This is a genomic window from Shewanella sp. 4_MG-2023, from assembly GCF_030548015.1.
Lineage (GTDB): Bacteria > Pseudomonadota > Gammaproteobacteria > Enterobacterales > Shewanellaceae > Shewanella.
In genome coordinates this window covers 1-17,710 of the sequence record NZ_JAUORL010000026.1, presented here as the reverse complement: position 1 = coordinate 17,710, position 17,710 = coordinate 1, and the positions used below count along the sequence as shown (strand labels likewise).

Here is a 17,710-nt window from a genome sequence, read left to right as displayed (position 1 = left end):
CCAGCCTACTACATATAAAAACTCATGACCTATCATTTAGTCAGTTATCACCTATCATTTATTTATTATTGGCCAAGGTTGGTCAAAACTTGAAGGGTTAGACCCTTCAAATGTGAGTTCCTCTAATCTATGCTATTAATTAATATCAGTAATAAGTTTTACAGCGGCAAAATTTTATCATTAACGCAATATCAGTAACAAACTCAAAGCGATACGAGCAACCGAAGCTAACAAAGCTGTAACCCTAAGCCCTGAAATATTTATTATTCGCCCCCAAAGACACGATTGCGCAACAAAAGTATCAAAGTGTGCTTTACATTATCCAAATTTAGAGCAAAGCTGTTTAAAGTAGCTTTTATGGTGCTTGCCGTTTCACATGTTGCCAGTTTTTACTATTTTTATTGCATGAATAAATGAGGATAAAAAATGAAAGACGATACCAAGCTAAATGATTTAACCACTAACAATGTCGACCAGTCAAAGCGTACTACGCTAACTAAGCTTGCAGCGGGTGCTGTTGGTACTGCAGCGCTTCCATTTGCCTCAGTTTTGCAAGCCGCATCAGACAAACTCACTGAGCAGCAAATTAAGCTAATGGCCAATGAAAAGGGCCCATTTGATATTGTTATTGAAAATGGCCGGGTCATTGACCCTGAAACTAAATTAGATGCCATTCGTAACGTCGGCCTTAAAGGCAATCGTATTGCCGCCATTTCAACAGATAAATTACAAGGCAAAAAAGTCATTGATGCCACAGGCTTAGTGGTTGCGCCGGGCTTTATTGATATGCACGCGCATGGTCAACAGCTTCCGGCTGCACGAGCACAAGCATTTGATGGTGTAACCACCGCTCTTGAAATGGAGTCGGGGTTGCTACCTATTGCTAAATTCTATGATGACACAGCCAAAGAGGGCCGCCCTATTAACTACGGCGCCTCTGTTGCATGGACTTATGCTCGTATCACGGCAAAAGAGCCCACAATGCCACCAGCAGACGGTACGATTGTTTGGTTTCAACAAGCATTTTCTAAAAATAACTGGCAAAACACCCTTGCGACAAAAGATGAGCTTAAATCCATTTTAAACTATGTTGAGCAAGGCCTTAAAGAGGGAGGTTTGGGCATTGGTATTAACGCTGGCTATGCACCAGGTTATGGCCATAAAGAGTACTACGAATTAGCAAAGCTAGCTAAACGCTATGAAATGCCTACTTATACCCACGTGCGTTACTTAAATAGCGCAGAGCCTAAATCAAGCTTTGAAGCCTACCAAGAACTGATCAGTTTATCGGCAACCACCGGTGCACACATGCATATTTGTCACCTTAACAGTACCTCAGTGCAAGATATCGAAGATTGTGCTGATTTAGTTCAAGATGCGGTTGATGCAGGCTTATCGGTGACAACAGAAGCTTATCCTTACGGTGCTGGTTCATCAGTGATCGGCGCAGAAGTTTTCCGCGGTGATGATTGGCTAGAGCGCTGGGGAGTGCCAAGTGCAAGCTACATGGAAGCAAATGGTAAAGCCTTAACACAAGAAAAAGTCACTGAGCTTCAAGCAAATGCGCCAGGTACAGTGGTAGTAATGCACTTTTTAAAACCTGATGAAAGTAAATCCGATCGCCATAAAATGGACCGCTCAGTATTATTTCCAGGCGCAGCCATTGCATCCGATGCAATGCCATGGATGAATCCTAAGGGGCAATTAATCGAAGGTAATGTATGGCCATTACCAAGTGATGCTATTGCTCATCCAAGATCGCTTGCTTGTTTTACTCGCTTTATCAGTAAATACCTCAATGAATACAAAGCAGTTACACTACTCGAAGCGATGGAGCGTACGAGCTTAAATGCGTGTCGAATATTAGAAAACAGTGTTCCTCAAATGAAAAACAAAGGCCGTATTCAAGTGGGTAAAGATGCTGATTTAGTCTTATTTAAACTTGACGAAATCAAAGTGCTAGCGACCTTTGATGCGCCTAATGCACTCTCAGAAGGGATGCATCATGTGATCGTAAATGGTACACCTATTATCGAAAATGGTGAATTGCATTTAGATGTAAATCCTGGCTTAGCAGTTCGTAATCCAGTGGTTGCATAACCATTATGCCTAAAATCATAAAGCTCGGGTAATACCGAGCTTTTTCGTTAAAAAGTAAATCATATAGAGAAACGTCAATGAATAAAAAACCTATTCCAGTGACCATTTTAGCGGGTTTTTTAGGTGCCGGGAAAACCACCCTGTTAAACCATATCCTAACCAATGCCGATGGCATGCGTATGGCCGTTATCGTAAATGACTTTGGTTCAATTAATGTCGATGCAGAGCTAGTAAAATCCCAAAGCGACAATATGATTAGCCTCGAAAATGGCTGTGTGTGTTGCAATCTTGCCGAAGGTTTAGTGGTCTCAGTGATGCGCATACTGGCACTTGAAGAGCGCCCTGATCATATTATTGTTGAAACCTCAGGTATTGCCGAACCTAAAGAAGTGGCATTGCAATTTGAAGATCCTGAACTACAAGCACACGCGCCATTGAACGCGATTATCACCACTATCGATGCTGAGAATATTTTAAGTTTAGAAGGTTCAATGGCCAGCTTGTCAGAGCAACAAATACAAGTCGCCGATATCGTGTTAGTTAATAAAGTTGATTTAGTGGCAACTGAGCAGCTGGAAAAAGTTAAAGCATGGTGCCAAACCCAAGCCCCTTTTGCCAAACTGGTTGAAATGGAGTTTGGAAACGTCGCACTACCGATTTTATTTGATGTACCTGAGCGGTTAGTAAAACTTAGCCATGAGCATACTTGTCAGCACCAAGGTGCAGACCATGACCACAGCCAATGCAACCATCATGACCATGTAAACCACAGCTTTGATACTTTTAGCTTCGAAACCGACAAGCCGCTGTCTTTGCAAAGCCTCTATCCGCTATTACAGCAGTTTTCAGTCGATGCCTACCGCATGAAAGGTATTTTAAATTTATCTGATCGACCTGATCATCGCTGTATATTTCAATGTACTGGCCAACGCGCCAATGTCACTGTTGGCGAGCCGTGGGAACACGATGAAGCAAGAGCAACCCGTTTAGTCTTTATTGCCCCCAAAGGTGGCATGGACGAAAAAATAATGCGTGAAAAGTTAGCTAGCTTAGTGGTTTAAATATAAAACGACTATGCAGTAAACGGCCCACTAAAGCTGTTAATGACAAGCTGTAAATGCTTGGCTGATAATTAATAGCATGATAATCAAGGATACTGGCGAGAAAGGAGTAAATGATGTCCGAGTTAAATCAAGATGACAAATTAACCGCTGAAGTTGATCAAACCAAGCGCGATACCATGAAAAAACTGGCTATTGGCGCCGCTGCAATAACACTTTCATCGACTGCCACAGCAGAAACTAACAAGGGTCCACAAAAGCCACAGTTAATGCCAAATCAAACAGGCCCGTTTGATGTAGTGATTACTAATGGCCGTGTCATTGATGCCGAAACGGGTTTAGATGCCGTACGCAATGTAGGCATTAAAGACGACAAAATTGCCGCTATATCGACAGAAAAGCTCACAGGTAAAAAAGTCATTGATGCCAGCGGGCTTGTGGTTGCCCCTGGCTTTATCGACCTTCACGCCCATGGACAACAATTACCCGCAGCCAGAGCTCAAGCCTTCGATGGTGTCACCACCGCCCTTGAGTTGGAATCAGGCCTATTACCCATTGGTAAGTATTATGATGACACAGCTAAAGAAGGTCGCCCAATTAACTACGGCGCCTCAGTAGCTTGGACCTATGCCCGCATTATGGCAATTGAAAGTGAAATTTCGCCCGCAGATGGCACCATTACTTGGTTTCAGAATGCCTTTAGTTTAAAAAATTGGCAAAATGATCTCGCCACCGACGCACAGCTAAATACGATATTGTCTGATGTTGAACAAGGCTTAAAAGAAGGTGGTTTAGGGATTGGTATTAATGGCGGTTATGCTCCCGCCTATGGCCATAAAGAGTATTACGGCTTAGCTAAACTGGCCAAAAGTTTTGATGTACCGACCTTCACCCATGTACGTTATGCCAACGGCATGGAGCCCAGATCAAGCTTTGAAGCCTATCAAGAGTTAATCAGTTTAGCCGCCACCACTGGGGCACATATGCATATTTGTCACCTCAACAGTACCTCGGTGCGAGACATTGATGATTGCGCCGACCTAGTGCAAGAAGCTGTTGATTCTGGTTTGCCGATTACCACTGAAGCTTACCCCTATGGCGCAGGCTCAACACCTGTGGGCGCGGCCTTATTTGCTGGCCCAGAATGGATTGACCGCTTTGGCGTTCCCGATGCAAGTTACATGGAAGCCAATGGCGTACCTATGACCCAAACCAAAATCGATGAACTACGAAAAACCAACCCTGGTGAAGTAATCGTTATTCACTTCTTAAAGCCTGACGACAGTAAAGAAGACTTACGCATGATGAAGCGTTCGGTGTTGTTTCCTAACGCCGCTATTGCCTCTGATGCCATGCCGTGGATGGACAGCAAAGGTAAATTGATTGAAGGTGATGTATGGCCATTGCCTAACGATGCTTTTGCTCACCCCCGCTCGGTCGGGTGTTTTGCCCGCTTTGTAAATAAATACGTGGTTGAGTATAAAGAAGTCAATTTAGTCGAGGCAATGAAGCGCACCAGCCTCAATGCGTGTCATATCATCGAAGATGCTGTGCCGCAAATGCGTAACAAAGGCCGTATGCAAGTGGGTAAAGATGCTGACATAGTGGTATTTGATCTCAATAGCTTTAAAGATATGGCCTCATTTACTGAGCCCAATAAGCTTTCAGTGGGTATGCAGCATGTACTAGTCAATGGCCAATCGATTATTGATAAGGGACAATTGCTTATGGATGCTAAGCCTGGCAGAGCAATTCGTCGCGATGTGACAGTCTAATCGATAATCAAAAAACGTCGATAAAACATGACAACGAAAAAGCGCCATTAGGCGCTTTTTTCATGTGTTTAGTTTTTCTCAATTAATATCGATTAGTTGCGTTTATGGTTAAACAAAAAGCGGTCATTGAAAATAGAATAAACCATGATCTGCCCTGCCATAATCGAACAAAACATCAATAATGCTGACATACCAATACTGGGGATAGGCAATATTGCAGTGGCAAAGAATGACTCACTGGCACCAACGATGATCCGGCTTCCTGGCACTAAAATGATCACCCCTTGGATAATATACACTAACGCAGGCACTTTACGTGCTTTACCGGCTAACAGCCCATAAAGAGTGATAATCATGGTGCTAATCCAAGTGCCGATAACCCAATCAGAGGTAAACCAATGTGGCCCCCACATGCCTACTGCAGCAGCGGGCAGGCCAATAATAATGTCTTGCCAACTGGCATTAAAAATCAGTCCAATCGCAACCGATATGCCAATTAACGCCAGAATATGCAAACCTAAAGGGATTTCATTAATAAATGGCGCAGCGGCTACATGACCCACAAGCAAGCTTGATAAGCCTAAGCCCATCACCACGCCAATGAATATTTTTATTACCACCAAACTACTTTGGGCCAATAACTCTATGCCTGAGCGAAAGTCATTTAAGGCAAGACTGGCTAAACCATTGGTGACAGTGAGTCCTGGAATAAACAGTACAATGGATGAGATGCATAAAGCTAACACCGGTAACTCAGGAAATTGAGCGGCTAATATCCCCACCACAAAACTGGCAATAAACGCCACAATGAACTCAACCAGCATTACTCGCTGCCCGGTGCACATTAGTTGGGCTAACCAGGCGATTAACCCTAAAAAAACCGAAATCATTGCCGCAAGATACGTGCTCCCCACCAGCATCAAATAGCAAGGCGGCAGTAATAGGTTGGCAATGCCTAAAGTAAAATTCGAGTAACTCGGCACCCCTTGATAGTTTTCTTTTGAGTGTATTGCCTTTAGGGTTGCCACCAAATTGCGTAAATTGACTGACGGTGGATTTTTAGTTTGCATCACCATTTTTTGAGTGGGTTGCTCGAAAATGGTCACAATTTTAGTTGGGGTAACATCAATGGCGATATCTATCTGATGATGAGCCGCATAAGACTGAGTATATTTCGCCACTGAGTATGGTGCGCACCCTGATTGATGTAATCGATCTGAAAATGATAAAACATCATCATACTGTTGCTGGGTTGGGCTTTTATCTTCCATTTTTTATTCTCGATAAGTCAGCAAAAAGTGGTTCTGAGGGCTTAGTTAAATCATAGTAGCTAAATGATAATTGCTACATAATAGTAGCCAACTCATTCACTTCATAATCTGAAATAGAGGGTCAAACCCTTCAAAAATGAATCCTTTCATTGAATTAGCAGTGGTCGCGATAATCTCCACTGCAAAACATGCGCTAGCCGGTGAATTTCTCGCTTAACCCTAGGCGGGCTATCTCTGTGTGATATAATCATCGATTGAAAGATTTATAGCGTGTTAAAACGCATTAGATCAGCGCAGTCATTCAACGCTTATTAAGTCTTTGTCTTCATTCAGGTCATTATTCATGGTTAAGTGCATGAAAATCCGCTGTATGAATCATTGAACGTCGGGACAGGGTAATTTTTACCATTATATGGAATATACATAAGCAATTGTTACAGATGAATTTTATAAGGTATATGAACTAGATGGCATTACTAATCGACGATAGCTGCATTAACTGCGACATGTGTGAGCCTGAGTGCCCTAATGAGGCCATCACCATGGGTGAAGAGATCTATGAAATTGATCCTGCGCTATGTACCGAATGCGTAGGCCACTATGCTAAACCGACCTGTGTTTCGGTTTGCCCTATTGATTGCATTGATCCTGATCCCAGCCACGCAGAAACCCCAGCTGAGCTGCAATATAAATATGAAGTCATTACAGGTAAGGTTTAACCCTTAAACTACATGACAAAAAAGGCGCTAATTAGCGCCTTTTTTGATGTTTATATTCATCCCATGTCTAACGCTCATCATCTGAGTCATTATGACTGAATATTACGCCGTTGCGGCTGCCTGCTCATTAGCATAGCCTTGTAACGTTTGTAGCGTAATAGCTAACTTTTCAATGCTAAGCTTTACCGCTGCTGGTAACGTATCAAGCTCAATACCGAGCAATAAGTTTTTCACTTCAAGGCCGAGTTCGGTATCGCCTTCAATACGCAGCTTACGTTGAAAAAATAACGTGTCAGGATCTTCTTTGGCCGCAGCAACCAGTAATAACTCAGGCACATTGGCAGTAAAAGTTACATCGGCTTGCGTCAAAGGACGTAATAATAACTGTTGATCGTAACTAATTTCAAAGTTGAGCGCGATGTCTTGCACACAAATAGCAACCCACTTACCTTGCAGAAAATCTAACTCACCAAATTTAATTTGTTCACTTAACGAAAGTGACAACATCTTAGCCAGAATATCCAACTTTACCTTTTCAGGGACAACAGCAAGAGACTGGGTGGCGACTTTAGGGGCGATATTAAGCAAATTTTTAGCAACCTTTCCTGAAAAACCGAAAGACATTCATACTCCTACACTGACAAGATTCCAATTTAAGCTAGTTTACTCACATTTTATCAATTGAAACCTGTTTCAAATCAAATCATGTGATGTCATTCAACTTTACACTCACTTTCAATCGAAATTTGAGAGAGAGAATATGGAACTCTTGTGCCCTGCAGGAAATTTAGCCTCATTAAAAGCCGCTTTTAGAGCGGGCGCTGACGCCGTTTATCTAGGTTTAAAGGATGATACTAATGCCCGTTCATTTGCAGGTTTAAACTTCACCCCAGAACAACTAAAACAAGCCACCAAGCTTGCCCATGCCCAAGGCAGAAAAGTATTTTTAACCTTAAATACTTATCCAAAACCTGGAGAGGAAAGCCGCTGGTATCAGGCAATAGATTTAGCCGCCCAGCTGCAAATGGATGCACTTATTACCGCTGATATATCCCTGCTTCATTATGCCAGCAACCGTTATCCACATTTGCCATTGCACCTTTCAGTGCAAGCTTCGGCCACCAATCAAGCCGCACTCGATTTCTATCAGCAAAATTTTAATATTGAACGCGCGGTATTACCTAGAGTGTTATCAATGAAGCAAGTGCGTGACCTAGCCAAATGCAGCTCGGTAGAGTTAGAAGTATTTGCCTTTGGTAGCTTGTGTATTATGGCTGAAGGACGTTGTCATTTATCGTCTTATGTCACTGGCCAATCACCTAATACAGGCGGGTCTTGCTCGCCAGCAAAAGATGTGAGATGGCAAGAGCAAGGCAACCAATGCCTAACTAGGCTAAATGACGTGCTGATTGATACCACAGGTATTGACCAACAACTTGGCTACCCCGTGGTCTGTAAAGGCCGCTACATTGCCGAAGCGGATACCAAAGCCGATTACCTGTTAGAGTCGCCCACCAGCTTAAATACCTTAAGCCTATTACCTCAACTTGCCCAAGCTGGGATCAAATCGCTAAAAATAGAAGGCCGTCAACGCAGCCCTGCATATGTAGAGCAAGTAACGCGGGTTTGGCGAGAAGCGATTGATAGCTATCAAAACAATCCTAGCGCTTTTAAAGAGCAAGCCAGATGGAATCATACCTTAACCAAGGTATCTGAAGGACAAGTCACCACATTAGGAGCGTACGAGCGGCAATGGCAGTAAATAACAATATGAAAATCTCACTGGGCGCCATTAGCTATTGCTGGGACAAAGACACCACGGAACAATTTTATCATCGGGCAGCACAAAGCCAGGTTGATACTATTTATTTAGGTGAAACCGTCTGCAGCAGGCGTCGATTAATGAAATTTAAAGATTACTTCGACATTGCCACTATGCTCAAGCAGTCTGGCAAAAATGTGGTACTTTCAACCATGGCATTAATCGAGGCACAATCTGAGCTTGGCGAACTTAAAAAGTATATCGATAATGGCGAGTTTATTATTGAAGCCAATGATATGGCAGGCGTGCAATTGGCCTCTGAGGCCAAACTGCCGTTCATTTGTGGCCCAACCATTAATAACTACAATAGAGCCAGCTTAGATATTTTGCATAAAATGGGTATGCAACGCTTTGCTATGCCATTTGAATTATCAAAGTCATGGCTTAAAACCGTGATTGGTGAGGGCGAAAACACGCCGCAATTTGAAGTGGAAGTCATGGGCCATGGTTATATGCCACTGGCGCATTCAGCGCGCTGCTTTACTGCCAAACACTTTAATTTGAGTAAAGACAATTGTGAGACCATTTGTCAGCAACACCCAAAGGGGATTTTGGTGCAAACTCAAGAGCATCAGGATTTACTGAGATTAAATGGCATCCAAACTCAATCGGCTTCATTTGTTGATTTAACCGCTGAAATGATGCAAATGCAGCAAATGGGAGTGAACTACTTTAGAGTATCACCTAGCCAATTAGCCTGTATTGAGCTTGCAGATGAACTCACAAAGCGCTTAGCAAACAGTGATGAGACTCAAGATGATATGGCGATGGAAACTCGCGAGTTTGCTAACACAAAATCCTGTAATGGCTATTGGTTCGGCGGCGCTGGTTTACAAAAAATCTAGTTAACACCTTAGTAATCGGGGCTAATGCAAGGCAGTGAATAACGCTGTAAGCTTTAGCCTCTTTGCTTACAAGTCTTTTTACTTACAAGGCTCTTATAACAAGTCTCCTACTGACAAGGCTCTTACTTACAAGGCTCTTACTTACAATTGCCCAAGAGTCATACCTTTGGCTTAGGCTTATCTGCTTTACTTTGCCCCTGGGGCAGAAAATAGCAGCGGCAAATGCTCAAAACCCACAGCCATGTAGTTATGATGCTTAGCCAAAATAAGATGGATAACCACCAAGTTTGTGGCTTAGGAGACTGCGACACAATGGCTTGAAATAGTAGTCCTTCAGAGAGCGGGTTCTCACCTAAACTCCCACCCCAATATGGCCAAGTTAAAATCGCGCCGTGGATCACCGCAATCAAACCAGCAAACACCAATGGCAGCATATATTGGGCTTGGCGCATAATGATCCCGTTAACCAGTCCCAGTAGCGCACTGATTAAGCCAAAGTAAATAAAAATAGACACGGCTTGAATATGTAAATGATAAACATTAAGGGGAAACAGCCCTGTGGCAGCTAGGGCAAGAAAAGTCACGATAAGAGCCAGCCAAAATAACCGACCAGTAATGGTACGGTTTATTTGTAGGCCAAATAAAGCACTCATCGTCAGGCTTAAGCTACCAAAAAATAGCCCGCCATTAATCAATAAGGCAGAAGAAGAGCGGTTGTAAGTCCCCAGTTCACTGATTGAAAATTGCAGTAAACTATACTTATCACCATGCTGCATATGCTCAATAAACACAGATAAACCTATGCCGATAAAAAGCCCTATCAAGCCTAATAAACCAAACAGGTAAGCTAATCGAGCAATTTTTTCCGTTTTACTTATTATCACAGCGTATCTTGTTCCTTGTAAATTAGGCTCTATCATACTTAATCGCCTTTGATAAAAACGCTATCGACATCTAATGTTTAGTATTCAGTCAATTAACCACGTCAATATAGAGGGCACGACCCAAACAACCTTACAACGTTCTACTCACCCATTGTAATAACAAAACACCACAGCAACAACAACCGCATAACACTATGATTACAAACAAAATAATCCGTGCAATTCGGTTGAGAAACGATACAATATAGATAAGCATAAAAAGCCCATAACTATTCGTTTTAGTGAATAGTTTTACTTAGAATAGATAAGCAGGTAACCTTGCCTCGCTTAGATATCCTATGAATGGACATACAGCATTTCCCATAAGACGGTTTGATTAACTCAACCATGATTATTTAGTTAATTGGTAAGGCATAGACAAAGTGACTCAAGAAAAACCAAAATATAATCTCAAAACAATACTTACCTTTATCATTCCGTCACTTATCGGATTGTTATTGTTTATGACACCTATTAGCTACGACGGCTCAATCACCATTCCGATTGCTATCGTATCAAAATTTGTACAAAACCAATTCGCCGATATATTACCTTTAATCGTAACCTGTATCGTAGTCTTTATGGCAATCGTGTCGGTGCTTACTAAACTAATAAACCCAAAGTTAGTTCGTAAGAGCCCGTTTTTGCATTCGCTGCTGAATGTTTCACCATTTTGGTTATTAGTACGCGTCTTAGGGGCAATATTCATTGTATTAACCTACTTAGAGATCGGTTCAGAAGTGATTTACTCAGCTGATACCGGAGCCTTGGTACTCAATGACCTATTACCAGTACTACTGTCAGTGTTCATTTTTGCAGGCATGCTGCTGCCGTTACTGCTTAACTTCGGTCTATTAGAATTTTTCGGTACCATGCTGACCAAATTAATGCGTCCAATCTTCAACCTTCCAGGAAGAAGTGCCATTGACTGTATGGCATCATGGTTAGGTGATGGCAGTGTTGGTATTTTAATGACCAACAAGCAGTATGAAACCCGTCTTTATACCGAGCGTGAGGCGGCCGTAATTGGTACTACCTTCTCAGCAGTATCTATTACTTTTAGTTTAGTGGTTATTTCTCAAGTCAAACTTGAGCATTTATTTGTGCCATTTTACTTAACCGTTTGTCTCGCTGGTTTTGTTGCCGCTATCATAGTGCCTAAATTACCACCGCTATCATGGAAAAAAGATTTATATATCGACAACACCCCACGTCACCCAGATGATGAAATGATCCCACAAGGTCATGGCGTAATGTCTTGGGGCTTTGAGCAAGCGATGAATAAAGCTTCGCGCGCTGGTGGGGTTAAACAGCTATTAACTGAAGGCGTTAAGAACGTGGTTGATATGGTGTTTGGTATTATTCCTGTGGTTATGGCCATTGGTACCATCGCATTGGTATTAGCTGAAAATACGCCGATTTTTAATTATCTAGGTATGCCATTTATTCCACTGCTCGAATTACTGCAAATACCAGAAGCCGATGTTGCATCGACAACGATTGTGGTTGGCTTTGCTGATATGTTCTTGCCTTCAATTTTAGCCAGCTCAATTGAGTCAGACTTAACTCGCTTTGTGATTGCAGCCCTATCAGTAACCCAATTAATTTATATGAGTGAAGTCGGCGCATTACTTATTGGCAGTAAAATCCCAGTTAACTTCTTCGAGTTGTTTGTGATTTTCATTTTGCGTACCTTAGTGACATTACCGGTTATCGCCCTTTGCGGACACTTACTGATTTAGTCGCTTGATTCGAGTCATAAAGTAAATACAAAAAAGGAGCCACTGGCTCCTTTTTTAATGCTTAACAAGTTTTGTTAATCCATTTAGTTAATCAATTTAGTTAATCAGTTCTAATAACTCATGAATGGTTTTAATCGGATGGATTTTAGCGCCTAGCCCTTCCATTGATTTATGGTAGTTACGATGGGGAATATACACCTCGGTAAAACCATGTTGCACCGCTTCTTTTACTCTCGGCACACCACTATCAATCGGCCTAACATCACCATTTAAACTTAGCTCTCCCATAATGCAGGTGGTTCTGGGCACCACAAAGTCATTTAAACTGCTGAGTAATGCCGTCACCAAGGCTAAATCAATACAGGTTTCTGATTCATCAATCTTCAAACCACCCACCAAATTAAAATAAGTATCATGATAAATCTTGGTACGAGTATGTTTGCGTAATACCCCTGTGAGCATTTTAATCCGGTTCATGTTCAAGCCAACACAAACTCGCTGCGGAAACTCGCCTTCAGTCTCAGTGGTTAGACATTGAATTTCTAGCAATAAGTTACGGTTGCCTTTACGGATACAGGTAATGGCCGCGCCAGGTGATTCAGTGGTGGAGCCAGAGAGAAATATCTCACTGGGATTATCAACACTCATCATACCGCGCTCGGTCATCTTAAAAATGCCCACGGTATCCACATCACCAAAACGGTTTTTATTGGCTCTTAGAGTTCTAATTTGGCCGTCATTGCATTCAATATGGGTCAGACAATCGACAATGTGAATAAGCGTTTGCGGGCCGGCAGTTTCATTGTTTTTATTAACGTGCGCCACTAAAAACATGGTGACATTATTTTGCTTACAATACTGGGTTAATGCCTGCGCGCAGCTTTTGACTTGTGAAGGCGAGCCAGGGCTGCCATTGGCGCTTTCAGACACCACCGCTTGGATTGAGTCGATAACAGCAAACTTTACCTGTTTAGCGTCCAGCTCAGCAATAATCGCCTCAACGCTGGTTTCAGCCATTAAATATAGGTTCTCTTCGTTATAACTGAGCTTTAAGCGGTTAACACGATTTTTGAACTGCGATAGTGACTCTTCAGCAGTACAATATAATGAAGGCATAACTTGTGACATGCGGGCAATTAAATCGGACAGTAAAGTAGTTTTACCTGCACCAGGATCGCCTGAAATAATATTCACTGAGCCTGTGGTTAAGCCACCGCATAAGACCCTATCAAGTTCACCAATGCCGGTAAGCATTTTTTGGGCTTCAAACTCTTCCACTTCATGAAGTTTTTTTGAGCCGCCGCCGACAGAGCCTGCATAACCAGCTACCGAATTGGTCGACGATTTAACCGCAGAAATGCGCACTTCTGATATGGTATTCCACTCTTGGCAGGCATTGCACTGTCCTTGCCAGCGAGGAAAATCTTGTCCGCACTCATTACACACATACGCTGTTTTATTTTTTGCCATAGATCACTTTTGTCAGATTGCTGCTTATGGGATTTAAGCACTTATTAATTTATTAAATTTACACAGCTCAATTGTTAAGCTAATGGCGCCAAAATCGCATTATTACCTTAGCTTTAACAGACACCTAGACTAATTTTGTATAAAGTAAGCCTGATGCTAGCCGATAAGATTACCAGTCGAGCCTGCAATTATCACCTTTATCTGAGCCCTCAATAGAAAAGAAGCCATGAGTTTAGAAGAGCACAGTCAGCTTATAGAGCAATTAAAGCCACTTTTAATGGAACCTGATTTTAAGGATGCCTTTGAAATGTTTACGGCTGACGAATCAAACTCGACTCGATTTTTATTGAAAATGGAATTAAATCGCATTGCGGTGATTTGTACTCGGATCATTGATTTACGTGATAAAAGCGATCTTGAATGTGAAGAGGTTCAGGTTGGAAAACTACGTCATTTTCTCGATGAGCCAGCAAAGCTTTCCTTGCTAGAGGCACTGCAGCTGTATCGCAATAAGTATATCGTTGGCGTTTATGAGCATGTACTCAACCAGCACAAATTACGCAAAGAAAAAGCCCGCCAAAACAATCAGCAACCCGTAGCACAAACCTCCCAGTTAACTGTGCCTGGGGTGGTTTTAGGCAGCTATTTTAATCGTAGCGAAGAGCGAATGAATTACAGTATTCGTATTTCAGCCTCACAAACAGGTGGCCCCGAAGTTAATGGCGCCAGCTTAGATTTATCTGTCAGTGGCGCGAGAGTTCGCTTACCTGCTGACATTCGCTTTGATCAAGATAAGCCGCTGCGTATTAAATTACTTGAATTAAACGAAGAGTATTTTTTTGACGATCTCCAAAAAGGCATCGACTATAAAATCGTCGATATACAACACAAAGATGATAGTGCCATATTGCGCCTATGCCGTATTGGAGAAAGTAACGAGCTCGATAACTTATTAACCCAGCTGATCCGCAGTTACCGCTTTCGCTATAAAGTGGATGTCAACGATGTGATTGTCAATGCAACCGGGCTTGGGTTTGAACGCCATTATTTACCACTATTAGCTCACCTCCCCATTTATATCAGTTTAAATGACGGTAAACCGACCATTAGCCATTTGCTATTAAGTCAAGGCAACCAAGCTTCATTACAATATTTTCAAGATGAGCAAGAGATTAATCAGCTACCCGGTTTACTGACCAATAATCGCTTAGTCAATCTCATTAAGCACCCACAAGACAGTGACCATAGTTTATTTTTTTGCTTCACCTACCAAGCAAACGACACAATCCAATACTTTTCAGCCTCGCTTTATGAGTTAAAGCAACATGATGCCTTAGGGTTATTCCTTGGCTTTGGCGCAAGCAAAACTAGTTGGCGAGTGTTCAAAGTAAGCCAACAAAGCATTGACCATAAACTGAATTATAAAACCTCGACGCTACCAGGGGATGAAACCCACTACTCAGCGCTAGTAGAGCAACAACTGGCAGGCTTTAGCTACGTGCTGCAGTTAATCGATTTAACCAATGAGCAGGTTCAATCCGATTATCAAACCTGGTTTAACCCAAGTGATAACGTCAATAAGCTTAAAAAGTTTAACCAAACTAAGCTCAAACAAAACAGCATAAAACGTCTATCAATGCCCTTTAGCGAGCGACGACGAGAAGCGCGCTATGCCTTTAAAACCTTGGTAGATATTGAGCACAACAACCATAAAACCCGTGGGATAAGCCATGATATATCCACCCGTGGGCTGCAGCTTGCTTTAGAAGATAATCTTAACCTCAAGAAGCCTACAGATGTGTTACTTAGTTTCCCTAAACTGCAGCAAATTGCAGGCAAGACATCACTGTCAAACTTGCCATATCGATTGATCCGCAGCCGTAATCATGACCAAACCCTGCATTTGTCGGCCAACATTGGTCACGAACCCCATGCTGGAGTTGAGTTTATCAATAAACTCATTAATCATAATCGGGATAAACTTGAGCAATTATCAGATAGTGAAGGCGAGTTAAAAGAGCTAGCCGATGGCATGAAAAACTTACTCCTAAGACAGCTGGCTAATGTGCCCTTTTTTGTAGAAAAAACGCAAAAATCGGCGCAACTATCATGCTTAGGGATCGGCGTTAAAACTGATGCTATTAGCCATCTATTTGCCGCTGGCTCCACTAAACCATTAAATTATAATTTGACACCATTATTTAATGAAAGCCAGTTTAAGCAGCTAATTATTAATCCAGTTCGAGCAATGAAGCCCATTGATGGCCTGAAATATATAGAGATATTCCTGCAGGTGTCTCGTCAAGGTAGAGGAGCAATTAACATTCAATCTCAGTTAGTCAACGACTTCGCTAGCCGAGATGCTCAAATTGCCTTTGTGCGCCACGCTAAAACTGTTGGCCGCTTTGTGGCATTACGAGTTTATTATGGCGCAACTGAAAAGCCAGACATGAGCTATATTCGCCGCGAAATGGAATATATTGCCACCCATGCTTCCCACAGAGCAAAACAGCTTGAAGCCCAGTTATGGCGGGTTTTAGGAGCCGGAGAACTGTTAGAGATTAGTGCTGAAGTTGAAATGAGATATCCAGAGTTACACCAAGTCTAAATACCCCAAATCTGAATGACTCAAAACCTGAGTTGCTCAAAACTTGAAAGCTCCTAGCCTAAGTGCGCTAATGCTAAACCAAAAGTGCGCTAATGCTAAACCAAATTGATACACTAATCTCGACAGCGCTAATAGAGTATATATTGCAATCACTTGGTTTGTATTACTTCAGCTAGCGCTTATCGCTGCAGTTTATTTTTAAGTTGCTACTTAGCCAAACTGTCATACCAGCTTTTCACTAACGGGAAATGATCATCTACTGCGGATTTGTCGGTTAACATGCCTGCATGGGTGTAGTCCCGCTTAAAGCCGCGATGTTTAGCCAGTAAAGTATACTCAGCTGCCACCATCTGACACTCACCCATCATATCTTGCACATCTGAAGGGTTACCTAACACGCGGTCCTTTTTAGCGGCTAAAAACCAACAAGGCGGCCAAGTCACCTGCCTAGCTGCAGCGGCATAATCAAAGTTATCATGGCAATCTACCCAATCACCTTTTACCCAATCTATGGTTTGCCTTAATGATTGCCGGCTTTCATTGTCCATACCCATTCGATATTTATCTGCCGCTAAATAGCCATCCACTTTTGACAAAAATGGCGCCAACCGATTCCAAAATAAATCCACCATCATGGTTTTACGCAGAGATTTAATTTTGATGGTTCTTTTACTACCAAAGGTGACAAATGAAGCCACTTGAGTACGCACCTTAGCTAAGCGAACATAACAGCTCGCCATTAACACCCCGCCCCATGAGTGCGCGCACCAATGCACTTTACTTGCTGATGAATGCGATAAAATAAACTCATTGGCAAGGGGCAGCTGCTCTAAAATCACTTCGGTTTGACCTAAGGAATAGGCCGCGCTGATTTTAGGCTCACTTAAGCCTCTGCCTGCCGTATCGAGTATATACACATCAAAACCTTGCCTAGCAAGATAGCAACCTAAGCCTTTGCCCGAGGCACTGTAAAATACCCGTCCATTTGACATTGCGCCATGTAACATCAAAATTGGCATGCCTTTAGCCAAGCTAGGGTTTGCTTTGACATGCCGAATATGAAGGCGACCATTTCGATAGGGAATAAAATGTGACTGCTGCATGGGAATGAATATGACTATTTTGAGTGTATGAACTTAATACGGTAATCAGTGTAAATGTTAATTACAAGTTAATTAGAGTAATGAGCCTAATCAAGATAAAAAATGGCTCACTTAAAGTGAACCATTTAAAAGTGCTCTCAGCCAATATCTAAACAGCTAAGAGTCGATGCCATTGATGCTTGCAGCTCTTTACCCTTGCAGTGTTTTTAGGCTTGCAAGTAATACACAAAGTAATAAACAAAGCAGCGTAAATCCAAGTTATTGATACTGG

The 17,710-nt window shown here is 42.2% G+C and carries 13 protein-coding genes; 8 read left to right on the top strand and 5 right to left on the bottom strand.

Features of this window, described 5'->3' with window-relative positions:
- Positions 1-426: 426 nt before the first annotated feature.
- The 3 genes from Q4546_RS14195 (at position 427) to Q4546_RS14185 (ending at position 4,936) form a co-directional block, all read left to right on the top strand.
- Positions 427-2,100: an amidohydrolase family protein gene (locus Q4546_RS14195; protein WP_055023742.1), complete on the top strand. Its 1,674-nt coding sequence runs from the start codon at positions 427-429 to the stop codon at positions 2,098-2,100.
- Between the two features lie 77 nt (positions 2,101-2,177).
- Positions 2,178-3,161, top strand: a complete 984-nt coding sequence (locus tag Q4546_RS14190) for a GTP-binding protein (RefSeq protein ID WP_102436176.1) — start codon at positions 2,178-2,180, stop codon at positions 3,159-3,161.
- Positions 3,162-3,274: 113 nt separating this feature from the next.
- Positions 3,275-4,936 (top strand): amidohydrolase family protein, encoded by a 1,662-nt coding sequence (locus tag Q4546_RS14185; protein ID WP_198590497.1) that lies wholly within the window; start codon positions 3,275-3,277, stop codon positions 4,934-4,936.
- A gap of 92 nt (positions 4,937-5,028) precedes the next feature.
- On the opposite strand, the gene Q4546_RS14180 is transcribed toward Q4546_RS14185, so the two are convergent.
- Positions 5,029-6,207 (bottom strand): threonine/serine exporter family protein, encoded by a 1,179-nt coding sequence (locus tag Q4546_RS14180; protein WP_303446471.1) that lies wholly within the window; start codon positions 6,205-6,207, stop codon positions 5,029-5,031.
- A 467-nt stretch (positions 6,208-6,674) separates the two neighbouring features.
- Between Q4546_RS14180 and Q4546_RS14175 the strand changes: the two genes are divergently transcribed.
- Positions 6,675-6,926 carry a YfhL family 4Fe-4S dicluster ferredoxin gene (locus Q4546_RS14175; RefSeq protein WP_055023738.1) on the top strand — a complete coding sequence of 84 codons (252 nt, stop codon included), beginning with the start codon at positions 6,675-6,677 and terminating at the stop codon, positions 6,924-6,926.
- A gap of 102 nt (positions 6,927-7,028) precedes the next feature.
- Here Q4546_RS14175 and Q4546_RS14170 read toward each other — a convergent pair whose 3' ends face one another.
- On the bottom strand, positions 7,029-7,550 hold the full coding sequence (locus Q4546_RS14170; protein WP_102477172.1) for an SCP2 domain-containing protein: 522 nt from the start codon (positions 7,548-7,550) through the stop codon (positions 7,029-7,031).
- Positions 7,551-7,686: 136 nt separating this feature from the next.
- Here Q4546_RS14170 and Q4546_RS14165 point away from each other — a divergent pair, with 136 nt between their 5' ends.
- Positions 7,687-8,688: a peptidase U32 family protein gene (locus tag Q4546_RS14165; protein WP_303446470.1), complete on the top strand. Its 1,002-nt coding sequence runs from the start codon at positions 7,687-7,689 to the stop codon at positions 8,686-8,688.
- Positions 8,689-8,696: 8 nt separating this feature from the next.
- Positions 8,697-9,593 carry a U32 family peptidase gene (locus Q4546_RS14160; RefSeq protein ID WP_303446479.1) on the top strand — a complete coding sequence of 299 codons (897 nt, stop codon included), beginning with the start codon at positions 8,697-8,699 and terminating at the stop codon, positions 9,591-9,593.
- A 158-nt stretch (positions 9,594-9,751) separates the two neighbouring features.
- Here the strand turns inward: Q4546_RS14160 and Q4546_RS14155 are convergent, their stop codons facing one another.
- Positions 9,752-10,513, bottom strand: coding sequence for a hypothetical protein (locus tag Q4546_RS14155; RefSeq protein WP_303446469.1), 762 nt, complete (start codon positions 10,511-10,513; stop codon positions 9,752-9,754).
- A gap of 467 nt (positions 10,514-10,980) precedes the next feature.
- Here Q4546_RS14155 and Q4546_RS14150 point away from each other — a divergent pair, with 467 nt between their 5' ends.
- A complete protein-coding gene (locus tag Q4546_RS14150; RefSeq protein ID WP_102477222.1) occupies positions 10,981-12,258 on the top strand; it encodes a YjiH family protein in 1,278 nt (425 codons plus the stop codon).
- Between the two features lie 96 nt (positions 12,259-12,354).
- On the opposite strand, the gene radA is transcribed toward Q4546_RS14150, so the two are convergent.
- Positions 12,355-13,728, bottom strand: a complete 1,374-nt coding sequence (gene radA, locus Q4546_RS14145; protein WP_303446468.1) for a DNA repair protein RadA — start codon at positions 13,726-13,728, stop codon at positions 12,355-12,357.
- A gap of 226 nt (positions 13,729-13,954) precedes the next feature.
- Here radA and Q4546_RS14140 point away from each other — a divergent pair, with 226 nt between their 5' ends.
- Complete coding sequence (locus Q4546_RS14140; protein ID WP_303446467.1) at positions 13,955-16,336, top strand: PilZ domain-containing protein; 2,382 nt, start codon at positions 13,955-13,957, stop codon at positions 16,334-16,336.
- Between the two features lie 206 nt (positions 16,337-16,542).
- Here Q4546_RS14140 and Q4546_RS14135 read toward each other — a convergent pair whose 3' ends face one another.
- Positions 16,543-17,439 carry an alpha/beta fold hydrolase gene (locus Q4546_RS14135; RefSeq protein ID WP_303446466.1) on the bottom strand — a complete coding sequence of 299 codons (897 nt, stop codon included), beginning with the start codon at positions 17,437-17,439 and terminating at the stop codon, positions 16,543-16,545.
- Between the last annotated feature and the right edge of the window lie 271 nt (positions 17,440-17,710).